This window comes from Nocardioides sp., assembly GCF_035697785.1.
In the GTDB taxonomy this organism is placed as follows: Bacteria; Actinomycetota; Actinomycetes; order Propionibacteriales; family Nocardioidaceae; genus Nocardioides_B.
In genome coordinates this window covers 24,008-50,357 of the sequence record NZ_DASSCL010000099.1, presented here as the reverse complement: position 1 = coordinate 50,357, position 26,350 = coordinate 24,008, and the positions used below count along the sequence as shown (strand labels likewise).

Sequence of the window (26,350 nt, the reverse complement as noted above, 5' to 3'; positions counted from 1 at the left end):
GCCCGCACCACCCCCGCGGGCCCGAACAGAAGGGTCACCACCGTGACCGGGACCTCTCCCGCCGGCCCGCAGGGCCTCCCGCCAGGTGTTTTCGACCAGGCCTCCGGACACGAGCAGGTCGTGTACTGCCACGACGAGCCGACCGGTCTCCGCGCGATCATCGCGATCCACTCCACTGCGCTCGGGCCCGCTCTCGGCGGGACCCGGTTCTACCCCTACGCGTCCGAGGCCGACGCGCTCGCCGACGTCCTGAACCTCTCCCGGGGCATGTCCTACAAGGCCGCCCTGGCCGGGCTCGACCTCGGTGGCGGCAAGGCCGTGAGCATCGGTGACCCGACGACGCTCAAGACCGAGGCCCTGCTGCGCGCCTACGGGCGCTTCGTGCAGTCGCTCAACGGCCGCTACTACACCGCCTGCGACGTCGGCACCTTCTCGGAGGACATGGACCACATCGCCCGGGAGTGCTCGTTCGTCACCGGTCGCACCGCCGCGCACGGCGGCGCGGGCGACTCCTCGGTGCTGACGGCGTACGGCGTCTTCCAGGGGATGCGCGCCGCGGCCGAGGCGACCTGGGGCGCGCCTACGCTGCACGGACGCACCGTCGGGGTCGCCGGCGTCGGCAAGGTCGGTCATCACCTGGTCCGCCACCTGGTCGAGGACGGCGCCTCCGTGACCGTCACCGACGTCAACCCCGAGGCGATCGCGCGCGTGCAGGCCGAGCACCCCGAGGTTCTGGCCGTCGCCGACGCGGACACGCTGGTCGGCACCGAGCTCGACGTCTACGCGCCCTGCGCCCTGGGCGGTGCGCTGAGCGACGAGGTCGTCGAGGTCATGAGCGCCAAGATCGTCTGCGGCGCCGCCAACAACCAGCTCGCGCACGACGGCATCGAGAAGCAGCTGCAGGACCGCGGCGTGCTCTACGCGCCCGACTACATGGTGAACTCCGGCGGCCTGATCCAGGTGGCCGACGAGCTCGAGGGCTTCTCCTTCGACCGCGCCAAGGCGCGCGCCGAGAAGATCTACGACACCACCAAGAAGGTCTTCGCGCTGGCCGAGGACGAGGGCGTCCCGCCGGCTGTCGCGGCCGACCGGATCGCGGAGCGCCGGATGCGCGAGGTCGGACGCCTGCGGGGCGTCTGGCTCGGGTAGGGCTCGCCAACCGGGGTCAGGACGCGAGTGAACCCCTCACCGGCCCGCGGACCGGTGAGGGGTTTCGCGTCCTGGCGTCAGTCTCGCGAGGAACGAGAGTCGGAGTAGTCCGACCACTCGTCGAGTTCGTCGAGGTCGGTGCCGCCACCTGCGTCACCGGACCCGTCGGAGTTGTCGTTGTCGCCATGCAGCTCTCGCGCCAACGCGCCGAAGTCCGTCTCGTGGGAGCGGTACTTCAGGTCGCGGGCGACCTTGGTCTGCTTGGCCTTCGCACGGCCGCGCCCCATAGGGTCGACCCCCTCGCACACTTGGCCGGAGTCACGCCCACCCGACCTTCAACGGTCGGCAAGGACCGCGAGGGCCAGTGACGGACGAGCGTCCGGTCTGTCCTGATGGTTTCTCGTGGTCCAACCGTACCTGCCCGGGCAACAATCCCGCACACCCGGCTCGTCAATCGGCACGAGTTTTCGCTCACGGCTGACACCGATGTCGGTATGTCCGCCGTGACCCATGGGTCACTCCGGGCATACCGATATCGGTGGTGCGAGGGGTCACCAGCCGGGGTGCTGCCCCCGGAGGGTGACCGTGCCGCCCGCGGCGGTCCCGGTGGCACCGGTCGCCGCGGCCACCTCGCCGCACACCCAGGCGTCGACTCCGTGGCCGGCGAGCAGCGCGACCGCCCGGTCGGCGTCGTCGGGGTCGGTCAGCGCGACCATCCCGACCCCGCAGTTGAGGGTCTGCTCCAGGGCCGGCTGGGCGACGTCGCCGACCCGGCGGACCAGGTCGAACACCGGGGCCGGGGTCCAGGTGCCCCGGTCGATGGTCACGACCTTGTCGTCGGGGAGCACCCGCTCCAGGTTGGCGGCCAGCCCGCCGCCGGTGACGTGCGACATCGCGTGCGTGGCGGTGGAGCGCGCCAGGTCCAGGCAGGCCTTGGCGTAGATCCGGGTCGGCTCCAGGAGCTCCTCGCCGAGCGTGCGGCCCAGCTCGTCGACGTGCCGGTCGAGGGACCACCCGGCGCCGGCAGTCTCGGAGAGGAGCACGTGCCGGACCAGGGAGTACCCGTTGCTGTGCAGCCCGCTCGCCGCCATCGCGATCACCACGTCCCCGGTCCGCACGCGACCCGGGCCGAGCAGGTCGGCCGCCTCCACCACGCCGGTGGTGGAGCCCGCGACGTCGTACTCGTCGGGCCCCAGCAGTCCGGGGTGCTCGGCCGTCTCGCCGCCGGCGAGGGCGCACCCGGCCTGGACGCACGCCTCGGCGATGCCCTGCACGATGGCGGCGATGCGCTCGGGTACGACGCGGCCGGTGGCGATGTAGTCGGTGAGGAACAGCGGCTCGGCACCGCACACCACCAGGTCGTCGACAAGCATGCCGACCAGGTCGAAGCCGATCGTGTGGTGCACGTCCATCGCCTGCGCGATCGCGACCTTGGTGCCGACTCCGTCGGCCGAGGTGGCGAGCAGCGGGTGGTCGAACGATTTCAGCGCACTGGCGTCGAACAGCCCGGCGAAGCCGCCGATGCCGCCGACCATCTCCGGACGGCGGGCCTTGTCGACCCACACCTTCATCAGTTCGACGGCCTTGTCGCCCGCGTCGATCGAGACGCCGGCCGCCTCGTAGGTGGCGCCGGACCGCTGGTCACGGGCAGGGGGCTGGGTCATCGCTGGTCCTTCGGTTCGTTGCCGAGCGAGCGGGGTGGTGGCGGGACTGCGGTCAGGGACGGTCCAGCGCGTCGCCCGCGCCACCGCCCGGGGTGAGCGACACCCGGGGTACGTCGACGGAGTCGAGCGGGAGTACGGGGTCGAGCTCGAGCAGGTGCTTGCCGAGCCGCTCGGGGTCGGGGAGCTCGACCGGGTAGACACCGTCGAAGCAGGCCCGGCACAGCTGCTGCTTCGGGACCGTCGTCGCCTCGACCAGCTCCTCGAGCGAGATGTAGGCCAGGGAGTCGGCGTCGATGGAGCGGCAGATCTCGTCGGAAGTGAGCCCGTTGGCGATCAGCTCGGCGCGGGTGGCGAAGTCGATGCCGTAGAAGCACGGCCACTTCACCGGCGGGCTGGAGATCCGCACGTGCACCTCGCGGGCGCCGGCCTCGCGGAGCATCCGGACCAGGGCCCGCTGGGTGTTGCCGCGGACGATCGAGTCGTCGACCACGACCAGGCGCTTGCCCTCGATGACGTCGCGGAGCGGGTTCAGCTTGAGCCGGATGCCGAGCTGGCGGATCGTCTGGGAGGGCTGGATGAACGTGCGTCCGACGTAGGAGTTCTTGACCAGACCGGTGCCGTAGGGGATGCCGCTCTCCTCGGCGTACCCGATCGCGGCGGGGGTGCCGGACTCCGGCACCGGCATCACCAGGTCGGCGTCGGCAGGGAACTCGCGGGCGAGGCGGCGGCCGATCTCGACGCGCACGCTGTGCACGCGCCGGTCGTTCATCAGGGTGTCCGGGCGGGCGAGGTAGACGAACTCGAAGAGGCAGTGCTTCGGCACCGCGGTCGCGAAGTGCCGGCTGCGCAGACCGTCCTCGTCGACCGCGACCATCTCACCGGGCTCGACCTCCCGGATGAACGAAGCACCCACGATGTCGAGAGCCGCGGTCTCCGAGGCGACCACCCAGCCGCGGTCCAGACGGCCGAGTACGAGGGGCCGGATGCCCTGCGGGTCGCGGGCGGCGTACAGCGTGTGGTCATCCATCCAGACGAAGGAGAACGCGCCCTTGATGGTGGGCAGCAGCTCGGCGGCGTTCTCCTCGAGGCTCCGGTCGGGGTGGTGGGCGAGCAGCGCGGTGACCAGGCTGGTGTCGTTGGTCGACGCCGGCGCGTTCTTCATCGAGAGGTCGAGGGCGTCGGTGGACCCGAGCTCGGCGACCCGGGCGGCGAGCTCGTGGGTGTTGGTGAGGTTGCCGTTGTGGGCCAGCGCGATCGAGCCGGTCTCGGTGGGGCGGAACGTCGGCTGGGCGTTGTGCCAGGTGCTGGCGCCGGTCGTCGAGTAGCGGCAGTGGCCGACGGCGAGGTGGCCCTGGAGCGAGGCGAGCGTGGACTCGTCGAAGACCTGGGACACCAGGCCCATGTCCTTGTAGACGAGGATCTGCCGGCCGTTGCCGACCGCGATACCGGCCGACTCCTGGCCGCGGTGCTGGAGCGCGTAGAGGCCGTAGTAGGTGAGCTTGGCGACGTCCTCACCTGGTGCCCAGACGCCGAACACGCCGCAGGCGTCCTGGGGTCCGGTGTCGTGGGGGTCGAGCTCGTGGGTCAGGCGGCCGTCACCGCGTGAGCTTGGCACGTGGTTCATGGTACGTGGAGGTGACGTCGCGCGGATCGCGCCCCGCGGCGGTGGTTCCGGTCCGCTGTGTTGCGGTTGGGTCGGCTTGTCCCGGCCGAGGGCCCGGGCTCCCGACGAGGGCGCCGGACCTACCATCCGGCCTCGCTTCGCTCGGCCTCCCGCCAGGCCCGCCACGGTCCGGCGCCCTCGTCGTCCGCCCGTTCCCTCGGACGACCCGCCGTGATCCGCGCCTACGCGCGGGCTGCAGCCTCGCCTAGCTGCCGCTTGCGAGGTTGTGGAGGAGGAGCGCTTCGGCGAGGCAGACCTTCTCGAACTCGGCGAGGTGGAGGCCTTCGTTGGCGCCGTGGGCGCGGGTGTCGGGGTCCTCGACGCCGGTGACCAGGACGGAGGCGTCGGGGTAGGCGTCGCGGAAGGCGGCGATGAACGGGATGGAGCCGCCGACGCCCATGTCGACGGGGTCGACGCCGTCCCAGGCCTCCTTGAACGCGGCCCGGGCGGCGTCGTACGCCGGACCGGTGGCGTCGATCTGCGTCGGTTCGCCGAGCTCGCCGGGGGTGAAGGTCAGCTGCGCGCCGAACGGAACGTGCTTGCGCAGGTGATCCTCGAGGTGCCGCATCGCGCGCTTGCAGTCGTCGCCGGGGGCCAGCCGGACGGAGATCTTCGTTTTCACCGACGGGATCAGCGTGTTGCTCGCGTCGGCCGTGCGGGTGATGTCCATACCGATGACGGCGAGGGCGGGCTTCGTCCAGAGCCGCTCGACGACCGAGCCGGTGCCGATCAGCTCGACACCCTCGGCGAGGCCCGACTCGGCGCGGACCCGGTCGAGGGGGTAGTCGACGTCGGCGGCCGGGCCGCTGACCAGGCCCTCGACGGCGACGTCGCCGTTAGCGTCGTGCAGGGTCGCGAGCAGGCGGATCGTCGCCGTCATGGCGTCCGGGACGGCACCGCCCCACATGCCGGAGTGCACGGCGTGCTCGAGGGTGCGCACCTCGACGTGGCAGTCGACCAGACCGCGCAGGCTGGTGGTGAGCGCCGGTTCGCCGATGTCCCAGTTGCCGGAGTCGGCGATCACGATCACGTCGGCGGCCAGCAGGTCCCGGTGCTCACCCAGGAACGCCTCCAGCGTCGGCGACCCGACCTCCTCCTCGCCCTCGATCAGCAGCGTCACGCCGACCGGCAGTTCGTCGCCGAACGCGCGGATGGCGGCCAGGTGGGCGGCGATGCCTGCCTTGTCGTCGGCGGCACCGCGGCCGTAGAGGCGAGCGCCGCGTTCGGTCGGCTCGAACGGGTCGCTGTCCCAGTCATCGAGGCTGCCGGTGGGCTGCACGTCGTGGTGGGCGTACAGCAAGACGGTCGGGGCGCCCTCCGGGGCGGGCCTGCGCGCGACCACGGCCGGCGCACCACCCGCGGCGGTGAGGATCTGCACGTCGTCGAAGCCCTCGGCCCGGAACAAGTCCGCGGTGGCCTCGGCGGACCGTCGTACGTCGTCCGCGCGCGCCGGGTCGGCGCTGACCGACGGGATGCGCACGAGCGCCTCGAGGTCGGCACGGACGGAAGGCATCACGTCGCGCACGGCGGCGCGGATCTGCTGGGTCGAGGTCATGGCGGACACCCTACGAGGGACAGAAATGTCCGAAATGCAGCGGGCCGCGAACCTTCGACCTACAGTACCGGGGCCTTGCTCGGGAGGCCCTCCCTGACGATTCACCGAGAAGAGCCCCTGCATGCCCCACCCCCGGCACCGTCGCGCCCGCAACCGCGCTTCGGACCCCGTCCGCCCGCCCCTTCGCAGCCTGATCCGCAGCCTTCCCCGCCCCGTGCTGGCGGCAGTCGTCGCGCTCGCCGTCGTCCTGTCCGTACAGGCCGCGGACGCCCGGCCCGTGGATCGCCCGGGACCGGCGGAGGCGTCGGCACCGCTCCGCGAGAAGCCCTCCGGACTGGACCAGCGGGAACGGGACCGGGACCGCGCACCTGGCCGCGGCGCCGAGCGGGGCGCGGTGCAGCCGGCCCAGGCACGAGCTCTCCATTCGTGGAGCGGCTACGCGTTCGACGCGTGTCGGGCACCGTCGTCGCGGGCGATGGACCGCTGGCGGGTCGCCTCCCCCTTTCGGGGGGTCGGCATCTACATAGGCGGCCCGCTGCGCGCCTGCCAGCAGAAGCACCTCACCCGCCGGTGGGTCGCACGGCAGACCCGGCGCGGCTGGCGGACGCTGCCGATCTGGGTCGGCCCGCAGGCGAGCTGCACGGGCTACGGGAGACGGATCTCGACGCGCCCGGCGCTCGCCCACCGCCAGGGCGTGCGGGCCGCCCGCGGAGCCCGGGCGGCCGCGCTCTCCCTGGGGATCACGCCGGGCAGCACGCTCTGGTACGACCTCGAGTGGTTCCCGCCCGGCCGCGGCCGGTGCCGGAGCACGGTGCTGCGGTTCCTGGGCGCGTGGACCCGCACCCTGCACCGAAGCGGCTACCGCTCCGGGGTCTACTCGAGCGTGAGTGCCGGCATCAAGGCGGTGGGCAAGGTGCGCGGCCGGCGGTCCTACCCGCACCCCGACGCGATCTGGTTCGCGTGGGCCAACGGCCGGCGCGACACCTGGCTGGGGCGTGACTGGCTGCGCGCGCCGCGCTGGAAGACGAACGGCCGCGTGCACCAGTACGCGCTGGACGTGCGGGCGTCGTACGGCGGCGTGCGGCTGGCGATCGACCGCAACTACGTCGAGCTCGGGTCGTCACCCACCCTGCGTCGGACCCCCGCCGCCTGCGGGCGGGACGCCGACCGCCGGCACTACCGGACGCTCCGTCGCGGCAACCGGGGCGAGGTCGTGAGCACCGCCGAGTGTCTGCTGCGAAGCGCCGGGCACCTCCACGGTCGCCCGGACGGCCACTTCGACGGGCGCACCCGCGCCGCGGTCCGGCAGCTCCAGAGGTCCGCCGGACTGCGGAGGACCGGTCGCCTCGACGAGCGCACCTGGACCGCGTTGCTCGCCGGCGGATCCCGGCCGGTCCTCAAACGCGGCTCGGAGGGACCCGCGGTGCGCCGCCTCCAACGAAGTCTGACGGCCGCGCTGCCGGGTGCGGTCAGCGTGCACGGACACTTCGGCCCGGCCACCTCCGCGGCGGTGCAGCGCTACCAGCGCCGGGCCCGGCTGCGGGTCACCGGCGTCGCGGCGCACCGCACCTGGCTGGCGCTCCAGCACGGCCGCCCGGTGGTCCCGCCGAAGCGACACGGACCGAAGCGCCCCTAGCGTTGAGACGCCGCCGAGGCGGGGTCAGGACGCCTGGACGGCCACCACCGGCACCCCGGCGGGGAGCGCCGGGACCGCACCGTGCGGGGTGTGGAAGAGCCACAACGAGAGGTCTCGCAGCGCGACCCAGTCCCCCTCGACCGAGCTGAGCTTGACCAGGTCGCCGGCGACCGCCCTGACCCTGAGCCGGACCGCCGGAGCGCCGGGGAGCTCCAGGTGGACGTCGCCCTCGGGAGGCCGTTTCCCGGCGGGCATCCGCACCGCCGCGCCGCGCACCGACACGTCGACCAGGCGGGCCGGCCGGCCATCGAGGCACACGTCCAGAGGGACCTCGAAGCGGTGCGCGACCCGACGGGACGTGGAGTACTGCTCGGCGCGGATCCGCACCATGGCGTGCGCGAGGACACCCACGGCGACCAGCAGCCAGATGCCGGAGGCGACCGTCGAGGACGCGTCCGTGCGCCACGGCACCCAGCCCGCGATCCCCGCGACGGCGTACCCCGACAACCCGACGGCCGCGGCCGTCAGCACGAGCACGACAACGGGCACGCGACCACGCCGACGCTTGGCGGCGGCCCCCTTCGGGGTCACCTTGAACTGCAACGCCTGCTGGGTGATGAGCCACCACAGGGCGGCCAGACCCACCGGCACGCGCAGCACGCGCAGGGCGAACGCCGTCCGCCAGCGGATCTGCCGACGCAGCAGCAGCTTGTAGCCCCACATCCGCAGTGCGAACGCGCCGACGAACACCGTCACGAAGGCCTGCGCCGAGGCCGTGGACGTCGGGACACCGGTGAGCAGCAGCGTCGCCGGGATGGCGAGGGCCAGCAGGGTCACCAGCCCCTCCAGCCACCACAGCGCGCCGGTGAGGTACTCGAACTGGGTGCGCAGCGACATCCAACGGTGCCGGCGCCACAGCTTCTCGTGCACGAGCACCTGCATGGCGCCCATGCCCCAGCGGCGGCGCTGGACGAGGTACTGCTCGGGCGTCGCCGGTGCGAGGCCGAGGGCCAGGTTCTGGTGGTGGTACGCCGTGCGCCAGCCGAGTCGCTGCAGCTTCAGCGTGGTGTGCATGTCCTCGGTGACGGTCTCCTGCGCGACTCCGCCGACCTGGCGCAGCGCAGCGACCCGCAGCACCGACGTGGAGCCGCACCAGAACGTGCCGGCGCCGCCGTGCGCACGGGCCGCGAGCTGCACGTTGAAGAACAGGCCCTGCTCGCCGGTGTAGCCGTCGTCGTCGAAGGCCCCGCCGTTGAAGAAGGTCTGCGGCGCCTGGACCAGGGCGATGTCGTCGTCCTCGAAGTAGCCCAGCGTCGCGGTGAGGAACGCGGGCAGTGGCACGTGGTCGCAGTCCAGCACGGCGATCAGGTCGATGGGCAGGGCACCGGCCGCCTCCTCCCTCTGCATCAGGTCGAGGGCGTGGTTGAGGTTGCCCGCCTTTGCGTGCTCGTGCTCCGGGCGCGTCAGGTAGCGGGCACCGAGGTCGCGGCAGAGCTCCTCGAGCCACGGCCGGTCCCCGTCGTCGAGAACCCAGGTCTCGTGAGCGGGCTCGAGCCGGCAGGCCGCGGCGATGGTCGGCCCGACGATCTCGGCCGGCTCGTCGTACGTCGGGATCAGCACCGCCACGCGCATGCCGCCCGGGGCTCCGGCGCCCGCGGGCAGCGGGGGCACTGACGGCGCGTCGGTCGTCCAGGTGCCGACGAGCTTGACGACGGCTCCGACGATCGGGACCGCCTCGAACGCGATCAGCAGCCAGGCCGCCCACCGCCAGGGTCCCGTCGGAGGCACCGTGGCCAGCAGCCGCCAGGCGATGTAGCCGAGGAGGGACAGCACGGCGACCAGACCGCCGAAACGGGCCAGGTTCCGGGACCGCCGCGTCTCGGACATGGGACCGGCCAGCCCGTCGGCCCAGGCGGCAAGCGGCAGCGGCCGGATGTCCGGCGCGCCCGGCCCAACGGGTCGGCGCAGCGGCCGTCGTGGGTGCTCGGAGCGACTGGTCGGCTCGGGTGCCAGCAGCGTCATGACGTGTCCTCGGGTGCGATGCGGACCGGGGCGGTCCGGCATGGGGAGGACGAGTTCGACAGTCCGGCGTGACGTGGGATCCCGGCAATCCGGACAGAACGACCCGATCGTCGGGACGACTGACCCGAAGGCACTACGCTCGGGCGGTCCGGACGGACCGACCGTCTGACCGTCAGGCGACAGGCAGCAGGCCGGACAGGTCGCTTCGCTCCCCCGACGCGACGACCCGGCCCTGGTCCACCGCCTGGGCCCAGTCCTCGTCGCCGACGGCCAGGGCGATCCAGGTCGCCGGGTCGGTCTCCACGACGGCGGGCGGGGTGCCCCGCGTGTGCCGGGTGCCGCCGACGCACTGCACAGCGGCGTACGGCGGCACCCGGACCTCGACCGCGGCACCGGGTGCCCGCGCGATCAGCAGGGCCAGCAGGTGCTTGGTCAGCAGCCGCAGGTCCGCGGCGTCGCGGCCGCCGGCGCGGAACCGGTCCAGCGCGGGACCCACCTCCGCCGGATCGGCGGGACGCAGACGGACGGGCATGCCCGAAGTGTGCACGACGATGCTGCGCAGCGACCGATAAGGTGACCGCTCACCATCGATCTCGGGGGGACCCGCTGTGCCGTCTGTACGTCGCTCGCTGACCATCGTCCTGGCGCTGGCCGTTGCGCTGGCCGGGATGGCGCTGCTGCGTCCCGCCGACGCCGCCACGCGTCGGATGCCGGGCGCGATGACCGGCTACGCGTTCGACGCCTGCCAGGCGCCGTCCCAGGCCGCGATGGACGCGTGGTGGCAGAGCTCGCCGTACTGGGGCGTCGGCATCTACACGTCGGGCCGCAACCGCTTCTGCGACGTGCAGGTCGAGCTCTCGCCGGAGTGGGTAGCCACCCAGAACAGCCGCGGCTGGCGGCTGATCCCGATCCATGTCGGCCTGCAGGCCTCCTGCAGCGACCCGAGACGAGACTGGGAGCGGATCGACCCGAACCCTGCCGGCGACTACGCCGCCGCGCGCGCCCAGGGCACCGTCGAGGCCGACGAGGCGGTCGCGGCCGCGCGGGCCTACGGCATCGGCGCCGGCAGCACGCTCTGGTACGACCTCGAGGCGTTCAGCATCAGCCAGACCGAGTGCCGCGACTCGGCCCTCGCGCTGGTGTCCGCCTGGACGGACCGGCTGCACGCCGCCGGCTACAGGAGCGGCTACTACTCCAGCGCCGCGTCCGGCATCAAGATGCTCGACGACGCCCGCGTGGACACCACCGACCACTGGGTGCTGCCGGACCAGATCTGGATCGCCCACTACGTCAGCCGCGACTCGTGCAGGCTCAGGTGGGGCACCACCAGCACGGAGTTCATCTCGGACGAGGGCTGGCAGCGCAACCGGATGCGGCAGTTCTGCGGCACGCACACGGAGACGTACGGCGGAGTGCCGATCAGCATCGACAGCAACTACATGGACTTCGGCAAGGGATCCGAGCCCAAGGGCCGGACCAGGATGTGCCACACCGACGTCGACTTCCCGCGCTACCCGGGTCTGCGCCGGGGCGACCGCGGCGACAAGGTGAAGGCGCTGCAGTGCTTCCTGCGCAAGGGCGACTTCTACAACGGCCGCTTGCACGGCAGGTACCACCAGGGCACCGTCAAGGCGGTCAAGCGGCTGCAGCGTCGTACCGACACGCTGAGCATCACCGGCAAGGCCAACCGGAAGACCTGGACCGCGCTGCTCGCCAGGGGTTCGGACCCGCTGCTGAAGTACGGCTCGCGGGCGAGCTCGGTACGCCGGCTGCAGCGCTCCCTCAACGCCGCGGAAGGCGCCCGGATCGACGTCACCGGGGTGTTCGACCGGCGCACGCAGCGGATGGTGAAGCGTTACCAGAAGGGACGCGACCTGCCGCGCACCGGCGTGGTCACCGTCGTCGTGTGGGACCAGCTCCAGCAGGGTCGCCGCTGAAGGAACGCGCGAATTACACGCGTGTCATTCGCGGATTTCTCGTTGAACCCTGGATACGGTTGAGGATTTTGTGACTAGAGTGACTCCTGCTCATTGACCTCTGGGAGTCCTCATGCCGCTCGTCAGTCTCCGCCCGCGCCCCCGGTCCACCGTCTCCACACGGGTGCGCAGCCTGGTCGGCGTCCTGGTCGGCCTGGTCACGATCGGCTCCGGCCTGGTCGCGGTCGCCGCCCCGGCCCAGGCCAGCAACGTCGCGACGCCGGGCAACTTCACCGGCTACGGCTTCGACCAGTGCCTGGCGCCGAGCCAGAAGGCGATGGACGCCTGGCTGTACAACTCTCCGTTCTGGGCGGTCGGCATCTACATCTCCGGCGACTCCCGGGCCTGCCCGGTGCAGCCGAACCTCACCCCCACCTGGGTGAGCACGCAGCTCGCCAACGGCTGGCGGCTGCTGCCGATCACGCTCGGGCCGCAGGCCTGGTGCACCTCCCGGGACCGCTACAAGCAGCAGGTGCGGATCAACCCCGATCCGACGAGCCGCTACCGGAAGGCACGGGCGCAGGGCCGGGCCGAGGCGCAGAAGACGGTCAGCCGCGCCACCGCGCTGGGCATCGCCCCGGGCAGCACCATGTGGTACGACCTCGAGGGCGACTTCCGCTCCGACATGACCGACTGCCGCGAGTCCGCGCTCAGCTTCCTGTCGGCCTGGACCAAGAAGCTGCACAAGCTCGGCTACCTCTCCGGCTTCTACTCGAGCGCCGGCACCGGAGTGAAGATGCTCGACGACGCGGCGACGCTGCGTCCGGGCACCTACAAGATGCCCGACCAGCTCTGGGTCGCCCGGTGGAGCGGTGTGCCCGGCCGGATCAACGAGCCCGGCCGTACGCCGTACCTCCGCGACACCAGCTGGACCCCGCACAAGCGCGTGCACCAGTACCGCGGGGGCCACAACGAGACCCACGGCGGCGTCACGATCAACATCGACAGCAACTACGTCGACCTCGGCGACGGGTCGACGGCGCGCACGGCCAAGGTGTTCTGCGGCGGCGTCGACATCGACCACCCGGCGTACCCGAAGCTGCGGGTCGGCAGCCAGGGTGACCTGGTCAAGGCCGCGCAGTGCCTGCTGCGTCAGAAGAAGCAGTACTCCGGCCCGATCACCGGCAGCTACGACCGCGCGACCGCCGCGGCCGCCGCGGCGTACCGCACCAAGGTCGGGCTGCCCGCGGGCGGCTCGATGTCGAAGGCGGTGTGGACGTCGATCCTGGCCCGCGGCCACCACCCGCTGATGAAGTACGGCGCCGCCAGCCACGCCGTACGGCGGCTGCAGCGCGCCCTCAACGCGGCGGACAAGGCCGGCCTGCAGGTCAGCGGCGTCTTCGAGGCCAGCACCACCGCCGCGGTCCGTGCCTACCAGGCCGACCACGGCATGGCCCGCACCGGCGTGGTCACCGACGACCTCTGGACGATGCTCCGCGCCGGCAAGAAGTAGCCAACCGACAACGATTCGTCTGCGATCCGCCCACGGGAATCACCCCATAGACCACAGACGAATCGTTGTCAGGCGAAGGCGGCGGGCAGGGTGCCGGTCCAGGCGGCCCGGAGCTCGGCGAGCGGGACGCTGAACTGGCCTTGCACGTCGAGCACCGCGTCGTCGCCCAAGCCGTCGGTCACGCCGATGCGCAGGTGCGGGAAGCCGCGAGCGCTGCACATGTCGGTGAAGCGCACCTCCTCCGAGCGCGGCACCGCGACGATCGCGCGGCCGGCGGACTCCCCGAACAGCGCGACGAACGGCTCGAGCTCGTCGGGCAGCCACACCCGCGCACCGACGCCGCGGCGACCGGCACCGAGCAGGCACGCCTCGACGAGGGCCTGCGCCAGACCGCCGTCGGACACGTCGTGCGCGGCGTCGACCAGCCCGTCGCGGGACGCGTTGACGAGGATGTCGGCGAGCTCCTTCTCCGCGGCCAGGTCGACCTGCGGCGGCATCCCGCCGAGGTGGCCGTGCACGACGTGCGCCCACTCCGAGCCCGAGAGCTCCTCGCGCGTCGTGCCGAGCAGGTAGATCTGCTGACCCTCGGCGACGAAGCCGGACGGCGTACGCCGGGTGACGTCGTCGATCACGCCGAGCACCGCCACGACCGGCGTCGGCAGGATCGCGGTCTCACCCGTCTGGTTGTAGAGACTGACGTTGCCGCCGGTGACCGGTACACCGAGCGTGCGGCAGCCGTCGGCCAGGCCACGGGTGGCCTCGGCGAACTGCCACATCACCCCGGGATCCTCGGGGGACCCGAAGTTGAGGCAGTCACTGACCGCGAGCGGCCGTGCGCCGGTGGTCGCGACGTTGCGGTAGGACTCGGCGAGCGCGAGCTGCGCTCCCGTGTACGGGTCGAGCCGCGCGAACCGGCCGTTGCAGTCGGTGGACACCGCGACCCCGAGGTCGGACTCCTCGTCGACGCGCACCATGCCGGAGTCCTCCGGCTGCGCCAGCACGGTGTTGCCCTGGACGTAGCGGTCGTACTGGTCGGTGATCCACGACTTGTCGCAGAGGTTCGGGCTCGCCACCAGCCGGAGCAGCGTCTCGCGCAGCTCCTCGCCAGTCTTGGGCCGGTCGAGCGTCTCTGCGGCGTCGGCCTGCAACGCGTCCTGCGTGTCCGGCCGGGCGTAGGGGCGCTGGTACGTCGGACCGTCGTGCGCGACGGAGCGCGGCGGCACGTCGACGACGGTCTCGCCGTGCCACTCGATGGTGAGCCGACCCGAGTCGTTGACCTCGCCGACGACGGTGGCGTCGACGTCCCACTTGGCGCAGATCTCCAGGAACCGATCGACGTTGCCGGGCTCGACGACGGCCATCATCCGTTCCTGCGACTCGCTCATCAGGATCTCCTCGGGGGCGAGCGAGGAGTCGCGCAGCGGGACCCGGTCGAGCCACACGTGCATGCCACCGTCGCCGGCGCTGGCCAGCTCGGAGGTCGCGCACGACAGTCCCGCACCGCCGAGGTCCTGGATCCCGACGACGAGGTCCTCGGCGAAGATCTCCAGGGTGCACTCGATCAACAGCTTCTCCATGAACGGGTCGCCGACCTGGACCGCCGGCCGCTTGGTGGGGCCGGTGTCCTCGAACGTCTCGCTGGCGAGCACCGAGACGCCGCCGATGCCGTCGCCGCCGGTGCGTGCGCCGTACAGGATGACCTGGTTGCCCGCGCCCGAAGCCTTTGCCAGGTGCAGCTGCTCGTGCCGCATCACTCCGACGCAGAGCGCGTTGACCAGCGGGTTGCCGGCGTACGTCGGGTCGAAGACCGCCTCGCCGCCGATGTTGGGGAGACCGAGGCAGTTGCCGTAGCCCCCGACGCCCGCGACGATCCCGGGCAGCACGCGGTGCGTGTCGGGCGCGTCGAGCGGCCCGAAGCGGAGCGGGTCCATGACGGCCACCGGTCGCGCCCCCATCGCGAGGATGTCGCGGACGATGCCGCCGACGCCGGTGGCGGCGCCTTGGTAGGGCTCGACGTACGACGGGTGGTTGTGCGACTCGACCTTGAACGTGACGGCGTACCCGTCACCGATGTCGACGACGCCGGCGTTCTCGCCGATCCCGACCATCAGGTGGGCGCGCATCTCGTCGGTCATCTTCTCGCCGAACTGGCGGAGGTGGACCTTGGAGGACTTGTAGGAGCAGTGCTCGCTCCACATCACCGAGTACATCGCGAGCTCGGAGGAGGTGGGCCGGCGGCCGAGGATCTCCCGGATCTCGGCGTACTCGTCGGGCTTGAGACCGAGGTCGGCCCACGGCTGCTCGCGGTCGGGGTTGCTGGTGGCGACCTCGACGGTGTCGAGGTGCGTGCGCTGGTCGGTCACCGGGTGTCAGGTCTCCAGCCGGAACGGAGGGGTGGCGGCCTCAATCTACACAGCCGGTCGCCTCTTGAATGTGGTCGCCCGGAGTGTGACGGTGGCCTAGGGTGCGTTGGTAAACCCTCGGCCGTCGCGAGCGACGTCCGGTGCGTGCGATGGCAAGGCGACGGAGCGAGGGCGGGCCGGCGGCCCGTCGAGTGACGGCAACGCCGCCAGCGTGCGTGCCGGACGGCGCGCAGCAGGCCACGGGGTCTACCAACGTGCCCTACCCCGACGCCATGTCGGCCGCACTGGGAGGAGCCATCATGACGCTGCTGGACCGACGCACGCTGTTCAAGGCCGGGGCCGCGGGCACCGGTGGGCTGCTCGCCGGCACCGCCCTCGGCCCGCCCGCCTCGTCGGCCGCGCCGCCCACCAAGCGGCGGACGCTGGCGCGCGGCCTGTCGATCCCCTGGGGGCTGGCGTTCCTGCCCACCGGAAACGCCCTGGTGGCCGAGCGGGACTCCGCGCTGGTGCACAAGGTCTCGCGCCGCGGCGGCAGCAAGGTCGTCGGCGAGGTCGAGGGGGTCGTGTCCTTCGGCGAGGGCGGCCTGCTGGGGCTGGCCTGCCACCCCAACTTCGCGGAGACCCGCTGGCTGTACGCCTACATCACCGCGGCCGACGACAACCGGGTGGTCCGGATGCGGTACGTCGACGGCCGGCTCGGCAGCCAGGAGACGGTGCTGGCCGGGTTCCCCAAGGCCGGCAACCACAACGGCGGACGGCTGCGCTTCGGCCCCGCCGGCCACCTGTTCGTCTCGACCGGCGACGCCGGCGACACCAGCAACGCCCAGGACGTCGACTCGCTGGGCGGCAAGATCCTGCGGGTCACCCCGGACGGCGAGGTGCCGGCCGGCAACCCGTTCCGCGGCAGCCCGGTCTGGTCCTTCGGGCACCGCAACGTCCAGGGGCTGTCGTTCGACAAGCGCGGCCGGCTCTGGGCGACCGAGTTCGGCCAGAACACCCGCGACGAGCTGAACCGGATCGTCAAGGGCCACAACTACGGCTGGCCGGTCGTCGAGGGCGGCGACGGCGGGGGTGGCAGCTTCCACGACCCGCTGGTCACCTGGTCCCCCACGTCCACCTGCTCCCCGTCCGGACTCGCGGTCGCCGGTGGGTACGCCTGGGTGGGAGCGCTGGCCGGTCAGTCGCTCTACCGCGTCGACCTGCGCGGCGGCGGCCGCGGCCGGATCCGCCGCTTCTTCCAGAACGACTTCGGCCGGATCCGCACCGTGGAGCCGGCGCCGGACCGGACGCTGTGGATCACCACGAGCAACGGCACGGGTGACCGGGTGATCCGCATCGAGCGCGGCTGAGGACGGCAGTGCCTCGGCGCGCAGCGGGCGACCCTTGGTAGCCGCGGCACTGGTCCGTCCCGGACGGGTGGTCGGGCTCGACGTCGCGCGCTGCATCGCGCTGATCGGGATGATCTCGACGCACGCGCTGGTGACGTCCACGCCGGACGGCGGTACGACGGTGGTGCAGTCGATCGCCGGTGGCCGGTCGGCCGCCCTGTTCGCGGTCCTCGCGGGCGTGAGCCTCAGCCTGATGTCGGGACGACGTACGCCGCTGCGCGGGCGGGCGTGGTGGGCAGCCGCCGCCGGCCTCGCGGTGCGGGCTCTGGTGATCGCGTTCATCGGCCTGATCCTGGGGGCGCTCGACACCACGATCGCGATCATCCTGACCTACTACGGGGTGCTGTTCGCGCTGGGCATCCCGTTCACCCTGCTGGGTGCGCGCGCCCTGGCCGCGCTGGCCGTGGGCTGGTGCGCGCTCGCGCCGGTGGTGTCGCACCTGCTGCGCCCGGACCTGCCACGACCGACGCTGGCCAGCCCCACGTTCGACCACCTCGTGTTCCCCGTGGAGCTCGTCAGCGAGCTGACGTTCTCCGGCTACTACCCGGCGTGGTCGTGGCTGACCTACCTCCTGGCCGGCATGGCCATCGGCCGCCTGGACCTCCGTCGGCCCACGACCGCGGCCTGGGTGCTGGTGGTCGGGGTAGTGACGGCGGTACTGGCGAAGGCCGCGTCGGCGTACCTCGTCGACCAGCCCGGCGTGCGGTCGACGCTGGCCCGGACCCTGACCGGCTCCCGCCCGGAGGGCGGTCTCGAGAACACCTTGGAGCACGGTCTCTTCGGCACCACCCCGACCGGCAGCTGGTGGTGGCTGGCGACCAGCGCACCGCACACCGCCACGCCCTTCGACCTCGCTCACACGACCGGCACCGCGCTCGCCCTGATCGGGCTGTGCCTGCTGGTGACGCGGTTCGTGCCAGCGGTCTGGGCGGTCGTGTTCGGCGCCGGCGCGATGACGCTGACGTTGTACTCCCTGCACGTGGTGCTGCGCACGCCGACGTTCTGGCCGGACGACGACGTGCCGACGTTCACCCTGCACGTGGTGGTGGTGCTGGTGATCGGCGCCCTGTTCCGGCTCGCGGACCGGAGCGGCCCGTTGGAACGGGTGACCGCGGACATGTCCCGCGCCGCCCGGCTCGCGGTGGCGGGTGCGGAACCGGCTCGGCGCTAGGGGAGTCCGTCGAAGTACTCCCTGGCGACGTACTTGGGCACCACCATCGTCCAGGCGTCGGTGACGAGCTCGGTCATTTCGTCGAGGTCGAGAGCTTCCATCCGGGCGACCACCCACTGGTAGCGCATGTCGCCGGCCGACGGCAGCTGGAACTTGTCGGGCTCGCTCTCGACGAGCGCGGCGCGCTGCTCGCGCGGGAAGGCGAAGCCCATCAGGGTCTCGTCGCGGGAGAACGACACGTAGACGATCTGCTTGACCCGGAATTTCACCCGGTCGCGGATCAGGTGCTCGGTGGTGCGGGGAAGCGTGAGCGCGAGCCGGCGGACGTCCTCGACGGTGACGGGCACGTGCGGCTCCCCGATGGGTCAGACGGCCGCCGCGGCCAGCAGCGACGTGAAGAAGCCGAGCCCGTCGGTGCCGGGCCCGGTGAGGTCCTCGACCGCGTGCTCCGGGTGCGGCATCAGGCCGACGACGTTGCCGCGCTCGTTGGTGATGCCGGCGATGTCGCGCAGCGAGCCGTTGGGGTTGACGTCGAGGTAGCGCGCGACGACCCGGCCCTCCCCCTCCAGCCGGTCGAGGGTGGCGGCGTCGGCGACGTAGGAGCCCTCGCCGTTCTTGAGCACGACGGTGATCTCCTGCCCCTCGTCGTACGACGAGGTCCAGGCGGTGTGTGCGTTCTCGACGCGGAGTCGCTGGTCGCGGCAGACGAACTTCTGGTGGTCGTTGCGGATCAGCGCGCCGGGCAGCAGGTGGGACTCGCAGAGGATCTGGAAGCCGTTGCAGATGCCGAGCACGGGCAGCCCGCTCTTCGCGCCCTCGACGACGTCGGTCATCAGCGGGGAGAACCGGGAGATCGCACCGCAACGCAGGTAGTCGCCGTAGGAGAAGCCGCCGGGCAGCACGACGGCGTCGACACCCTTGAGGTCGTGGTCGCCGTGCCACAGCGCCACCGCCTCGTGGCCGGCGATCGTGACGGCGCGGCGTGCGTCGACGTCGTCGAGCGAGCCGGGGAACGTGACGACACCGATCCTCACGCGGGGGACCCCTCGTGCTCCTCGACGTGGACCTCGAAGTCCTCGATCACGGGGTTGGACAGCAGCTTCTCCGCGATCTCGTGGACCTCGGCGAGCCGGGCCGAGGTCAGCTCGCCGTCCAGCTCGAGCTCGAACCGCTTGCCCTGCCGGACGCCGGTCACCCCCTCGAACCCGAGCCGGGGCAGTGCGCCGTGCACGGCCTTGCCCTGCGGGTCGAGGATCTCGGGCTTGAGCATGACGTCGACGACGACACGGGCCACGGGGGTCTCCTTGGGAGGGCGACGAGGTTCGGTAGCGAGTCTAGGACGCGGGGCCGTCGGTGCTCGGGAGGGAGGGGTGGATTACCACGGTCCCGTGGTAATCCCCCGCTCCCCGGGGTGAACTCCCCACGGGAAGCGGCCGTTCACCACGGGACCGTGGTAATCGGCCCCGCAGGGTCAGGCGAGTTCGCGCTTCAGGATCTTCCCGGTGGCGGTCATCGGCAGCGAGTCGACCACCTGGACGATGCGCGGGTACTTGTACGCGGCCATGTGCTCCTTGCCCCACGCCACCAGGTCGTCGCTGGTCGCGGACGCGCCGTCGTTGAGGATCACGTAGGCCTTGATCTCCTCGCCGTGGCTCTCGTGGGGCACGCCGACGACCGCGGCGAGCGACACGTCCTCGTGGGTCATCAGCACCTCCTCGATCTCGCGCGGGTACACGTTGTAGCCGCCGCGCAGGATCATGTCCTTCGAACGGTCGACGATGTAGTACCAGCCGTCCTCGTCGCGCCTGGCGAGGTCGCCGGACCGGAACCACCCGTCGCGGATCGCCTCCTCGGTCGCCTCCGGCCGGGCGTAGTAGCCCTTCATGATGTTGTGCCCCTTGATCGCGATCTCGCCGATCGCGTCGGGCGTCCAGTCGACCTCGTCCCAGCTCTCCGGCTTGAGGAGCTTCATCTCCACGCCCGGGATCGGGATGCCGATCGAGCCCGGCCGAGCCGGTGCGCCGTGCTCAGAGAAGCTCGCGACCGGCGAGGTCTCCGACAGCCCGTAGCCCTCGAGGATCGTGACCCCGAACTTCTTCTCGAAGTCCTTGTGCACCTCGACCGGCAGGGCCGACCCGCCGGCGACCGCGATGCGCAGGTTGCGGGCGATGCCCTCGACGTCGACGGTGTCGTCGAGCGCGCCCAGAAGGCCCCAGTACATCGTGGGTACGCCGGCGAAGAACGTGACGTTCTCCTTCTGCAGCGCGGCCAGAGCCGGGGCGGCCTCGAACCGGGGCAGCATCACGACGGTGCCGCCGAAGGCGAACGCGCCGTTCTGGATCACGGTCTGTCCGAAGGAGTGGAACAGCGGCAGCACGCACAGGTAGGTGTCGGGCCGACCGGCGTCCGCGTCGAAGAGCTCCTTGCCGCATAGCGCGTTGTCGCGCATGTTGCGGTGCCGCAGCTCCGCGCCCTTGGGCTGCCCCGTCGTACCCGATGTGTAGAGGATCACCGCGGTGTCGTCGTCGTCGGTCGCAACGGTGTCGAACGTCGGCGGCCGTCCGGCCATCGCCCGGCCCATCGTCTCGGCACCCTCGATCGGCGACTCGGCCGCGGGGTCGGCGGTGATCACGAAGAAGTGCTCGCAGGCCTCGGTCTTGTCGAACCCTGCCTTGCCCTCCGCGCCGATGGGCAGCTCCGGCGTGCCCTGGAAGCAGAAGTACGCCTTCGCGTCGGAGTCGGCGAGGTGGTAGGCGACCTCGCGGCCCTTGAGCAGGACGTTCAGCGGTACGACGGTGGCGCCGGCCTTGAGGATGCCGAAGTACACGATCGTGAAGTACGGCAGGTTCGGACAGCTCAGCGCGACCTTGTCGCCGGGCTCGATGCCGCGCTCGACGAGGAGGTTCGCGACCTGGTTGGCGGCGCCGTTGACCTGCGCGTAGCTGAGCCGGGTGTCCGCGAAGACGATCGCCTCCCGCTCCGGGTAGCGCTCGGCGGATCCTTCGAGGAGGGCTGCGAGGTTCGACATGGCCTCAACCTACTCAGCGGTGCGGCGCTCGTCACCCAACCGATATCGGTAGTCGGAGCGTGACGTGGGGACCACTCCCGGCATACCGATATCGGTGGCTCTCAGAACGTCTGGCCGGTCAGCCGCTCGAACGCCTCGACGTACCGCGCCCGCGTCCGCTCCACGACGGCGTCGGGCAACGGCGGCGGCTTCTCGCCGGACGACCTGTCCCACCCGCTCTCGGCGGACAGCAGCCAGTTGCGCACGATCTGCTTGTCGTACGACGGCTGCTGGCGGCCCGGCACCCACTCGTCGGCCGGCCAGAACCGGGAGGAGTCCGGGGTGAGCACCTCGTCCGCCAGCACGATCGTCGCGACCCCACCGGGCTCCCCGGGCTCCCCGGGCTCCCCGGGCTCCCCGGATGCGGGCCGGGAGCCGAACTCGAGCTTGGTGTCCGCGAGGATGATGCCGCGCTCCCGCGCGATGCCCTCCGCCCGCGCGTACACCGCCAGCGTCACGTCGCGCAGCCGGGCCGCGACATCCGGTCCCACCACGCCGACCACGGCGTCGTACGACACGTTCTCGTCGTGGTCGCCCACGGCGGCCTTCGCGGCGGGCGTGAAGATCGGCTCCGGGAGCCGCCCGCCGTCCTCCAGCCCGGCGGGCAGCGGGATGCCGCACACCTCGCCCGTCGCGCGGTAGTCCAGCAGTCCCGAGCCGGTGAGGTAGCCGCGGGCGACGCACTCGACGGCGTACATGTCGAGGCCCTCGCACACCACCGCCCGGCCCGCGACCGACGCGGGCACGTCGTTGGACACGATGTGGTGTGGCACCACGTCCGCGAGCCGCTCGAACCACCACAGCGACATCCGGGTCAGGATCGCCCCTTTGTCTGGGATGGTGGTGTCGAGGACGAAGTCGAAGGCCGAGATCCGGTCACTGGCCACCATCAGCAGCCGGCCGGCGTGCGGGCCCTCGGTGAGCCGGTACAGGTCGCGCACCTTGCCGGAGTGCAGGTGCTCGGCGCCCTCGATCCGCGGGGCGGGCGGGATGCCGAGGTCGGAGGTGGTCACGCGGGGACCCTAACAACGATTCGTCTGTGGTCTATGGGGTGATCCACGCGGGCGACCCGCAGACGAATCGTTGTCACCGGCCGTGATGGGGTGGACGCATGCCGTTGTCACCAGAAGAGGTCTACGCACGTGTCGTCGAACAGGTCGGGGAGGGCGGGCGGCTGCCGATGCCGCCGGTCGCCGAGTGGGACATCTTCCCCTGGGAGCAGGTCGGCGACACGTGGCAGCCGAAGGTGGTCGAGCCGCCGCTCGCGCAGGAGGGGCCGCGGTGGGGCGAGGGCGACCGGACCTGCGACTGCGGGGTGTCGGCGACCACCAGCCAGACGGATCCCGACTGGCTGCCGCAGAACGCGGTCTGGTGCAACGAGCGCTGGGCGGTCTCGTCGATGGATCAGCCGGGCGGCCTGCCGCTGATCCTGTTCCTGCACCCGCGCGAGCACCTCGACCTCGGCGACCTCGACGACGAGCTGGCCGCGGAGTACGGCCGGATCAGCATCTGGCTGCACCGGATCATGTCCCGGCTGCCGCACATCGGGCGCGTGCACGTGTGCCGGTGGGGCGACGGCGGCAGCCACATGCACGTGTGGTTCCTGGCCCGCTACGAACGGCTGCCGCACATCCTGGGCTCGATGGCCGTGGAGTGGAACGAGATGCTCCCGCCGCCGCCCAAGGAGGTCTGGCGCGCCGACATCAAGCACGTCGCGGACCGGCTCGCGCTGCACGACGGGGAGTGCCTGGTCTGACCCGCCGTGCCAACAGCCGGGCGTCGGCGGGACCGTTTCCGGCTTGACGGCCGGGGGCACCCTGGAGGGCGTGACGGAGACCGGGTACGACGCGGCCGCCGCGGACGCCGACTTCGAGCCCGACCCTCGGCGCTGGCGGATCCTCGCGGTCACCCTCGTGATCGGCTTCATGGCGCTGCTGGACGTCACGATCGTGAATGTCGCGCTGCCCTCGATCCGCTCCGGACTGGGCGCGTCCGCGGCCGGGGTGCAGTGGATCATCTCCGGCTACGCGCTCACGTTCGGGCTGACCCTGGTCGCGGGCGGCCGGCTCGGCGACGCGCTCGGGCGGCGCCGGATGATGGTGATCGGGCTGTCGGGGTTCCTGGTCTCCAGCGCCGCGGTCGGCCTCGCCCCCGACGAGCTGTGGGTGGTGGTCGCCCGGCTCGCGCAGGGTGCGGCCGCCGGACTGCTCACCCCGCAGAACTCGGGTCTCATCCAGCAGCTGTTCCGCGGACCCGAGCGGGGGCGCGCCTTCGGCCTGTTCGGGCTGACGGTCTCGGTCTCCGCCGCGCTCGGCCCGGTCCTCGGCGGCCTGATCATCGCGGCGTTCGGCGAGGAGAACGGCTGGCGGGCGATCTTCCTGGTCAACGTGCCGATCGGCCTGGTGGCACTGGTGTTCGTGGCGAGGCTGGTTCCGGGGCGGGACGGGTCCCCCGGCGGCGCCGCCGACCGGATCGACCTGGTCGGGGCCGCGCTGCTGGGTGCCGGCGTGCTGTGCGTGCTGTACCCGCTGGTCGCGGTGATGGCCGGCGTCTCCCCGGTCCTGCTCGTGCTCGTCGGCGCACCCGTGCTGTTCTGGGTGTTCGCCCGGTGGGAGCGCCGCCTCGTCGCCACCGGCCGGGCACCGCTGCTCGACGTCAGCCTGCTCCGGGCCGCGCCCGGTTACGCGTCCGGGATCCTGCTCGGCAGCCTGTACTTCACCGGCTTCACCGGTGTCTTCCTGGTGCTGTCGGTCCACCTCCAGGAGCGGCTCGACCTGTCCCCGCTGGCCACCGGGCTGATGCTTACGCCGTTCGCGATCGGGTCGGCGGTGACCGCGCCGGTGGCCGGGCACTTCGTGTCCCGGGTCGGCCGGCGGGTGACGGTGCTGGCGCTGCTGGTGGTGATCGTCGGGTTGGTGAGCGTGATGCTGCTCGTGCCCGGCCACGACGGCGACGGGCTGTGGCCGCTGCTGGTGGTGCCGCTGCTGCTGGCCGGGCTCGGCGGCGGCGGCGTGGTCTCCCCCAACTTCACGCTCACGCTCGAGGAGGTGCCGCCGCGGATGGGCGGCGCCGCCGGCGGGGCCCTCCAGACCGGCCAGCGGATCGGCTCGGCGCTCGGCACGGCGCTGGTGATGTCGGTCTACCAGGTGACGGTGACCGCATCCGGCTCCACGGCGACGGCCCTGCGGGTCGCGCTCGGCACGGCGCTGGTCCTGATCGTGCTCGCGCTCGTGGTGGCCGTGCGCGACCTCCGGCACGCGTCCCGGGTCAGCCCGCGCTGAACGTCCGGGCCCCCGTCGGTGCCGCCGGTCGGTCCTCGACGGAGGTCACGTCGGCGTAGGCCGGTCCGGAGCGACACCAGTCGACCAGGGCGTGCACCGCGTCCGGCGTCCCCTCGAAGTGCCCGGCGACCGTGCCGTCGGGCTCGTTTCGCACCCACCCGTTGACGCCGAGGCGCTGGGCCTCGTGCAGGCAGTGGAAGCGGAACCCGACCCCCTGCACCTGGCCGCGGACCACCACGTCGACGGCGCTCACCTGCTGCTCGGCCATCCGCCCAGGGTGCCACGCCGCGCGTGTCATCTGGAGCCCGCTCGGAGGGTCCACCTGGTCACGAATTGGTGAGGGGTCTTTACCAGAGCCGTCCGGTTTGGTTGTGTCTGACCCATCTCGGGTCGGACGAACAGCGTCCTCCCCCTGCACAAGGAGCCTCTGGGTGAAGAAGAACTCACGCTTGCGCGCGGCCACCATCACCGCGGCGGTCGCGTCACTCGCCACCACCGGACTCACGTTCGGGGCCGTCACCGCGGCCGCCGACCCCGGTGGGAACAGCGACGCCAGCAAGAAGCTGCGCAAGGAAGTCAGCGTCAGCAAGATCATGAAGCATCTCGACGAGTTCCAGGAGATCGCCGACGAGAACGGCGGAACCCGGGCGTCGGGCACGCCGGGCTACGAAGCCAGCGGCCGGTACGTCGAGAAGCGCCTGAAGAAGGCGGGGTACAAGACCAAGCGGCAGTACTTCCCGTTCACCTACACCGAGATCCTCGCGGAGAACGTGCGGGTCAACGGCGCCAACCAGCGCACCATCGACAACCACGTGATGACCGCGAGCCCGAGCACGCCGCCGGGCGGCGTGACGGCGAACCTGGTCACCCCGGCGGACCCCGCGGACCCGTTGGGCTGCGAGGCGACCGACTGGGACGGCACGGCGGTGGCCGGGCAGATCGCGTTGGTCAGCCGCGGCACCTGCCCCTTCGCCCAGAAGAGCCAGGCCGCCAACACCGCCGGCGCCGCCGCGGTGATCATCTACAACAACGCCGACGGCGAGCTCAACGGCACGCTCGGTGACAACCCGCAGGGCGTCGCACCGACCACCGGCATCACCCAGGCCGACGGCCAGGCCCTCATCGCCGAAATGGCGGCGGGCGCCGTGAACCTGACCGTCGACCTCCGCACCCTCGTGGAGCAGCGCCAGACCTTCAACGTGATCGCCGAGACCAAGCGCGGCGACGCGGACGACGTGATCATGCTGGGCAGCCACCTCGACAGCGTCGTCGGCGGTCCCGGGATCAACGACAACGCGTCCGGCACGTCGACGGTCCTCACCGTCGCGGAGGAGATCGCGAACCCCAAGTACAAGCTGGACGGCAAGGTCCGCTTCGCCTGGTGGGGCGCCGAGGAGACCGGCCTGGTCGGTTCGACGTTCTACGTCAACCAGCTCAAGGAAAAGCCAGGTGCGCTGCAGGACATCGCGACGTACCTCAACTTCGACATGCTCGGCTCGCCGAACTTCCAGATCGGCGTGTACGACGCCAACAACTCCAACAACGCCGGGAACCCGAACCCCGACGGCGTCGTCATCCCGCCGGGCTCGATCGAGACCGAGTCCGTCTTCACCGAATACTTCGACTCCGTCGACCAGCCGTGGAACGACACCGCGTTCAGCGGCCGGTCGGACTACCAGGCGTTCATCAACAACGGGGTCGCGGCCGGCGGCCTGTTCTCCGGTGGTGACGGGACCAAGACGCCCGCGCAGGTGGGGATGTACGGCGGCACCGCGGGCATCCACTACGACCCGAACTACCACACGCCCGCCGACGACATCGACAACGTCAGCCGGGAGTCGCTGGACATCATGAGCGACGCGGTGGCGCACACGGCCATCACGCTCGCGCAGGATCCCGGCATCGTCCGCTGACCCCCAACCCACCGATGTCGGTAGCCCGACCGTGACCCCTGGGTCACGC

Annotated in this window: 22 protein-coding genes; 9 read left to right on the top strand and 13 right to left on the bottom strand. The window is 71.8% G+C overall.

Features of this window, described 5'->3' with window-relative positions; all coding sequences use genetic code 11:
* Positions 1-42 precede the first annotated feature (42 nt).
* The gene (locus VFH10_RS09765) at positions 43-1,149 is read left to right on the top strand and encodes a Glu/Leu/Phe/Val dehydrogenase dimerization domain-containing protein (protein ID WP_325127964.1); all 1,107 of its coding nucleotides are present in this window, start codon (positions 43-45) and stop codon (positions 1,147-1,149) included.
* Positions 1,150-1,226: 77 nt separating this feature from the next.
* On the opposite strand, the gene VFH10_RS09760 is transcribed toward VFH10_RS09765, so the two are convergent.
* From VFH10_RS09760 to VFH10_RS09745, 4 genes are all read right to left on the bottom strand, one after another.
* A complete protein-coding gene (locus VFH10_RS09760; RefSeq protein WP_325127962.1) occupies positions 1,227-1,436 on the bottom strand; it encodes a DUF3073 domain-containing protein in 210 nt (69 codons plus the stop codon).
* 264 nt (positions 1,437-1,700) lie between these two features.
* Positions 1,701-2,813 carry a phosphoribosylformylglycinamidine cyclo-ligase gene (purM, locus tag VFH10_RS09755; RefSeq protein WP_325127960.1) on the bottom strand — a complete coding sequence of 371 codons (1,113 nt, stop codon included), beginning with the start codon at positions 2,811-2,813 and terminating at the stop codon, positions 1,701-1,703.
* Between the two features lie 52 nt (positions 2,814-2,865).
* Positions 2,866-4,428 (bottom strand): amidophosphoribosyltransferase, encoded by a 1,563-nt coding sequence (gene purF / locus VFH10_RS09750; protein WP_325127958.1) that lies wholly within the window; start codon positions 4,426-4,428, stop codon positions 2,866-2,868.
* Positions 4,429-4,681: 253 nt separating this feature from the next.
* Complete coding sequence (locus tag VFH10_RS09745; protein WP_325127956.1) at positions 4,682-6,031, bottom strand: dipeptidase; 1,350 nt, start codon at positions 6,029-6,031, stop codon at positions 4,682-4,684.
* 121 nt (positions 6,032-6,152) lie between these two features.
* On the opposite strand from VFH10_RS09745, the gene VFH10_RS09740 reads away from it, so the two are divergent.
* On the top strand, positions 6,153-7,667 hold the full coding sequence (locus tag VFH10_RS09740; protein WP_325127953.1) for a glycoside hydrolase domain-containing protein: 1,515 nt from the start codon (positions 6,153-6,155) through the stop codon (positions 7,665-7,667).
* A gap of 24 nt (positions 7,668-7,691) precedes the next feature.
* Here the strand turns inward: VFH10_RS09740 and VFH10_RS09735 are convergent, their stop codons facing one another.
* Together VFH10_RS09735 and VFH10_RS09730 are read right to left on the bottom strand one after the other, a co-directional pair.
* Positions 7,692-9,689: a glycosyltransferase family 2 protein gene (locus VFH10_RS09735; RefSeq protein WP_325127952.1), complete on the bottom strand. Its 1,998-nt coding sequence runs from the start codon at positions 9,687-9,689 to the stop codon at positions 7,692-7,694.
* A 172-nt stretch (positions 9,690-9,861) separates the two neighbouring features.
* The gene (locus tag VFH10_RS09730; protein ID WP_325127950.1) at positions 9,862-10,221 is read right to left on the bottom strand and encodes a sterol carrier family protein; all 360 of its coding nucleotides are present in this window, start codon (positions 10,219-10,221) and stop codon (positions 9,862-9,864) included.
* 76 nt (positions 10,222-10,297) lie between these two features.
* Between VFH10_RS09730 and VFH10_RS09725 the strand changes: the two genes are divergently transcribed.
* Together VFH10_RS09725 and VFH10_RS09720 are read left to right on the top strand one after the other, a co-directional pair.
* Complete coding sequence (locus tag VFH10_RS09725; protein WP_325127949.1) at positions 10,298-11,626, top strand: glycoside hydrolase domain-containing protein; 1,329 nt, start codon at positions 10,298-10,300, stop codon at positions 11,624-11,626.
* Positions 11,627-11,738: 112 nt separating this feature from the next.
* On the top strand, positions 11,739-13,118 hold the full coding sequence (locus VFH10_RS09720; protein WP_325127948.1) for a glycoside hydrolase domain-containing protein: 1,380 nt from the start codon (positions 11,739-11,741) through the stop codon (positions 13,116-13,118).
* A gap of 68 nt (positions 13,119-13,186) precedes the next feature.
* Here the strand turns inward: VFH10_RS09720 and purL are convergent, their stop codons facing one another.
* Positions 13,187-15,481 (bottom strand): phosphoribosylformylglycinamidine synthase subunit PurL, encoded by a 2,295-nt coding sequence (gene purL, locus VFH10_RS09715; protein WP_325127947.1) that lies wholly within the window; start codon positions 15,479-15,481, stop codon positions 13,187-13,189.
* A 299-nt stretch (positions 15,482-15,780) separates the two neighbouring features.
* Between purL and VFH10_RS09710 the strand changes: the two genes are divergently transcribed.
* Positions 15,781-16,830, top strand: a complete 1,050-nt coding sequence (locus VFH10_RS09710; RefSeq protein WP_325127946.1) for a PQQ-dependent sugar dehydrogenase — start codon at positions 15,781-15,783, stop codon at positions 16,828-16,830.
* A gap of 34 nt (positions 16,831-16,864) precedes the next feature.
* Entirely contained in the window at positions 16,865-18,040 is a 1,176-nt protein-coding gene (locus VFH10_RS09705; RefSeq protein ID WP_325127944.1) for a heparan-alpha-glucosaminide N-acetyltransferase domain-containing protein, read from the top strand.
* Here VFH10_RS09705 and VFH10_RS09700 read toward each other — a convergent pair.
* From VFH10_RS09700 to VFH10_RS09680, 5 genes are all read right to left on the bottom strand, one after another.
* A complete protein-coding gene (locus tag VFH10_RS09700) occupies positions 18,037-18,387 on the bottom strand; it encodes an MmcQ/YjbR family DNA-binding protein (protein WP_325127942.1) in 351 nt (116 codons plus the stop codon). The two genes, VFH10_RS09705 and VFH10_RS09700, sit on opposite strands and share 4 nt — an antisense overlap.
* An 18-nt stretch (positions 18,388-18,405) precedes the next feature.
* Positions 18,406-19,074 (bottom strand): phosphoribosylformylglycinamidine synthase subunit PurQ, encoded by a 669-nt coding sequence (purQ, locus tag VFH10_RS09695; RefSeq protein WP_325127940.1) that lies wholly within the window; start codon positions 19,072-19,074, stop codon positions 18,406-18,408.
* Positions 19,071-19,334 carry a phosphoribosylformylglycinamidine synthase subunit PurS gene (gene purS, locus VFH10_RS09690; protein WP_325127939.1) on the bottom strand — a complete coding sequence of 88 codons (264 nt, stop codon included), beginning with the start codon at positions 19,332-19,334 and terminating at the stop codon, positions 19,071-19,073. Before purS ends, purQ begins: the two co-directional genes overlap by 4 nt.
* Positions 19,335-19,511: 177 nt before the next feature.
* Positions 19,512-21,068, bottom strand: a complete 1,557-nt coding sequence (locus VFH10_RS09685; protein ID WP_325127938.1) for a long-chain fatty acid--CoA ligase — start codon at positions 21,066-21,068, stop codon at positions 19,512-19,514.
* A 101-nt stretch (positions 21,069-21,169) separates the two neighbouring features.
* Positions 21,170-22,120, bottom strand: coding sequence for a phosphoribosylaminoimidazolesuccinocarboxamide synthase (locus VFH10_RS09680; RefSeq protein WP_325127937.1), 951 nt, complete (start codon positions 22,118-22,120; stop codon positions 21,170-21,172).
* A 98-nt stretch (positions 22,121-22,218) separates the two neighbouring features.
* On the opposite strand from VFH10_RS09680, the gene VFH10_RS09675 reads away from it, so the two are divergent.
* Entirely contained in the window at positions 22,219-22,863 is a 645-nt protein-coding gene (locus VFH10_RS09675; RefSeq protein WP_325127936.1) for a hypothetical protein, read from the top strand.
* Positions 22,864-22,933: 70 nt separating this feature from the next.
* Positions 22,934-24,388, top strand: a complete 1,455-nt coding sequence (locus tag VFH10_RS09670) for an MFS transporter (RefSeq protein WP_325127934.1) — start codon at positions 22,934-22,936, stop codon at positions 24,386-24,388.
* On the opposite strand, the gene VFH10_RS09665 is transcribed toward VFH10_RS09670, so the two are convergent.
* Complete coding sequence (locus VFH10_RS09665) at positions 24,375-24,656, bottom strand: acylphosphatase (RefSeq protein ID WP_325127932.1); 282 nt, start codon at positions 24,654-24,656, stop codon at positions 24,375-24,377. The genes VFH10_RS09670 and VFH10_RS09665 overlap by 14 nt on opposite strands.
* A 163-nt stretch (positions 24,657-24,819) precedes the next feature.
* Here VFH10_RS09665 and VFH10_RS09660 point away from each other — a divergent pair, with 163 nt between their 5' ends.
* Positions 24,820-26,301, top strand: a complete 1,482-nt coding sequence (locus VFH10_RS09660; protein ID WP_325127930.1) for a M28 family peptidase — start codon at positions 24,820-24,822, stop codon at positions 26,299-26,301.
* Positions 26,302-26,350: the final 49 nt, after the last annotated feature.

Coding starts and splice junctions, on each gene's coding strand:
- VFH10_RS09745 (WP_325127956.1), bottom strand. CDS start 6,031: ATGACCTCGACCCAGCAGATCCGCGCCGCCGTGCGCGACGTGATGCCT.
- VFH10_RS09730 (WP_325127950.1), bottom strand. CDS start 10,221: ATGCCCGTCCGTCTGCGTCCCGCCGATCCGGCGGAGGTGGGTCCCGCG.
- VFH10_RS09665 (WP_325127932.1), bottom strand. CDS start 24,656: ATGGCCGAGCAGCAGGTGAGCGCCGTCGACGTGGTGGTCCGCGGCCAG.
- VFH10_RS09760 (WP_325127962.1), bottom strand. CDS start 1,436: ATGGGGCGCGGCCGTGCGAAGGCCAAGCAGACCAAGGTCGCCCGCGAC.
- VFH10_RS09710 (WP_325127946.1), top strand. CDS start 15,781: ATGACGCTGCTGGACCGACGCACGCTGTTCAAGGCCGGGGCCGCGGGC.
- VFH10_RS09685 (WP_325127938.1), bottom strand. CDS start 21,068: ATGTCGAACCTCGCAGCCCTCCTCGAAGGATCCGCCGAGCGCTACCCG.
- VFH10_RS09675 (WP_325127936.1), top strand. CDS start 22,219: ATGCCGTTGTCACCAGAAGAGGTCTACGCACGTGTCGTCGAACAGGTC.
- VFH10_RS09720 (WP_325127948.1), top strand. CDS start 11,739: ATGCCGCTCGTCAGTCTCCGCCCGCGCCCCCGGTCCACCGTCTCCACA.
- purM (WP_325127960.1), bottom strand. CDS start 2,813: ATGACCCAGCCCCCTGCCCGTGACCAGCGGTCCGGCGCCACCTACGAG.
- VFH10_RS09740 (WP_325127953.1), top strand. CDS start 6,153: ATGCCCCACCCCCGGCACCGTCGCGCCCGCAACCGCGCTTCGGACCCC.
- VFH10_RS09735 (WP_325127952.1), bottom strand. CDS start 9,689: ATGACGCTGCTGGCACCCGAGCCGACCAGTCGCTCCGAGCACCCACGA.